At 70.2% G+C, this 2389-nt stretch carries 2 protein-coding genes; both read right to left on the bottom strand.

The features are described 5' to 3' along the window. Positions 1-371 precede the first annotated feature (371 nt). Positions 372-518 (bottom strand): hypothetical protein, encoded by a 147-nt coding sequence (locus ASG00_RS17110; RefSeq protein ID WP_235557379.1) that lies wholly within the window; start codon positions 516-518, stop codon positions 372-374. 80 nt (positions 519-598) lie between these two features. Beyond that, positions 599-2254, bottom strand: coding sequence for an ABC1 kinase family protein (locus ASG00_RS05260; protein WP_056207406.1), 1656 nt, complete (start codon positions 2252-2254; stop codon positions 599-601). Between the last annotated feature and the right edge of the window lie 135 nt (positions 2255-2389).

Raw genomic sequence — 2389 nt, 5'->3', positions numbered from 1 at the left:
ACGATCGCCTCGTTGCACACCTGGTAGGTGAGGTATGCCTCGTCGCCGTCGACGGTGACGAGGTCTTCCCAGACCGCGACTTCCCACATGTCCCCGCGGGGTNCGGCCGAAGTCGCGCATCAGCTCGACCGTGGAGTTGAGGGCGACGAGCCCGTCGGACATGCGGATGAACGCGATGCGGGGGGCGGCGCGCAACGCGTCGAGGATCGGGTCGCGTGAGGCGCGGCGGGTCAGCTGCAGGGTCCAGTAGTGGTTGTGGGTATGCGTGCGCGCGCCCTTCGCGGCGATCGTGACCACGTCCAGGCCGGGAATCACGGTGCGCGCGTCCGGACCCTGGTGGGAGGGAATGACCGGTTCGGGAACCATCGTGTTCATGATGCCGCCCAGGTGCGATTCCCACGGGTCGGGGTGAGGCGGGCGGCGGATCTGATGCGCCAGTCGGTGATGGTGTCCGCGACGCCAGTCAACTGCATGTCGGGTTGGGCGTGGACGGCGTCGGCGACCCTCTTGCCGATCACGCCGTATCCGTTGACGCCGACTTTGATCCTGTCCCATCTCCCTTTCCCCTTTTCATGGTGTTCTCGAGGCCGCGCACGGGTTAGTGGCGGGGCCGGCGGCGCCGCAGAGTCCACAGCAGGTAGCCGCCGAGCGCGCCGATCGTGCCGGTCCCGGCGCCGATCAGGACGCCTTCCCGGGAGCGCCATTTCGTGTTCCCGCCGACGAGGGTGCCGATCCCGCCGATCAGCGCGGCGGCGATCATTCCCGCGACGACACGGTTGCCGACGCGTTCGGCGCGCCCGACGAGAGGTTCCAGCTCCGTCGCGCGCAGGTGCACCTCGAACCCGCCGTCTTCGAGGAGATGCCGGAGCCGGCTCAGGGTGGCGGGCAGCTCGGTGAGCAGTGCCCCGGTGTCGGCTCCCGCGCGCGCCCATCGCCGGGCCAGAGCCGGCAGGGACAGCTGGGCGCGGGTGAGCTGCTCAGCGTAGGGCTGCAGGGCGTCGAGCATCTGGAAGTCCGGATCCAGCCGCGCCGCAGTCCCTTCGGCCATCATCAGCACTTTGAACAGCAGCGCCGTCTCCTGCGGAAGGTGCAGCTGGTGCTGCTGAAGGATGCCGAGCAGCTGCTGGAGCATGATTGCGAGGCTGATCTCCGACAGCGAACGGCCCCGGTAGCGGGCCGTGAACGCGGTGATCGCCTGCCGCAGCCCTGCCCGGTCGACGACGTCGGCGGTCCGGGAGAGTTCTATCAGGGCGGTGGTGAGGGCGTCCGGGTCGTCGCGGGTGAAGGCGAGCACGATGCCGGCGAGGCCGTCCGTGGTCTGTTCGGTGAGCTCCCCGACCATCCCGAAGTCGATCAGCGCGAGCGCGCCGTCGGGCTGCACGAACATGTTCCCGGGATGGGGGTCGGCATGGAAGAACCGGTTGTCGAACACCATCGTGAGCACGATGTCGGCACCCAGCCGCGCGAGTGCGACCCGGTCGATGCCGGCGGCGTCCAGGCCCTCCAGGTCGTCGATCCGCACCCCGCTCATCCGCTCCAGGGTCAGCACGCGCGAGGTCGTGGTCTCCCCGTGCACGCGGGGAATCCGCACCCGCGCCGCGTGGGCGAACTCCTGCGCGAACCGTTCGGCGTTGCGGGCCTCCTGCAGGTAGTCCAGCTCGGCACGCAGCGTGCGGGAGAACTCCTCCACCAGCCCGGGCAGGTCGTACTGCCGGATGGCATCCCAGCGCCGGTCGGCGCGGTCGGCGAGGTTGCGGAGAATGTCCAGGTCTTCGTGCACCTGCGCGACCACGCCGGGCCGGCGCACCTTCACGACGACCTCGGTGCCGTCGTGAAGAGTTGCCGCGTACGCCTGCCCGATGGACGCCGCCGCCAGCGGCACCGGGTCGAACTGGGCGAACACGTGCTCTGGGTCGGCGCCGAGCTCTTCACGGAGCACGTCCCGAATGCCCTCCCACGGTGCCGCGGCGACGTCGTCCTGCAGTTTGGCGAACTCGGCGACCCATGCCGCGGGGAGCAGATCGTGCCGGGTGGAGAGGATCTGGCCCAGTTTCACGAACGTCGGCCCGAGCTCCTCCAACGCGACCCGCACATGCTCCGGGTTCGTGTAGGGGTCCTCCTGCCGGGCGTGTCCGAGGGCGCCGCGGTGGAACGGCACCAAGCCGCCCAGGCCCAGCACGCCGGCCAGGACGCCGAGTCCGTGCCGGCGCAGCACGGCCCCGATCTGCCGGTACCGGCTACCCCCCGCGCCCATCAGCTCACGCCCCTCTCAGCTGGCCCGTCGGCCGATGCTCGTTCCAGGATGAGTTCGACGCGCACGTCCGGGGCGAGCGCGGGGACGGTGACGACGGGGAAACCCAGCTCCTCATACACCTGCCCGAGCAGGTCG

This window comes from Microbacterium sp. Leaf351, from assembly GCF_001423825.1.
In the GTDB taxonomy this organism is placed as follows: Bacteria; Actinomycetota; Actinomycetes; order Actinomycetales; family Microbacteriaceae; genus Microbacterium; species Microbacterium ginsengisoli.
This window is presented reverse-complemented; position numbering and strand designations above follow the sequence as displayed.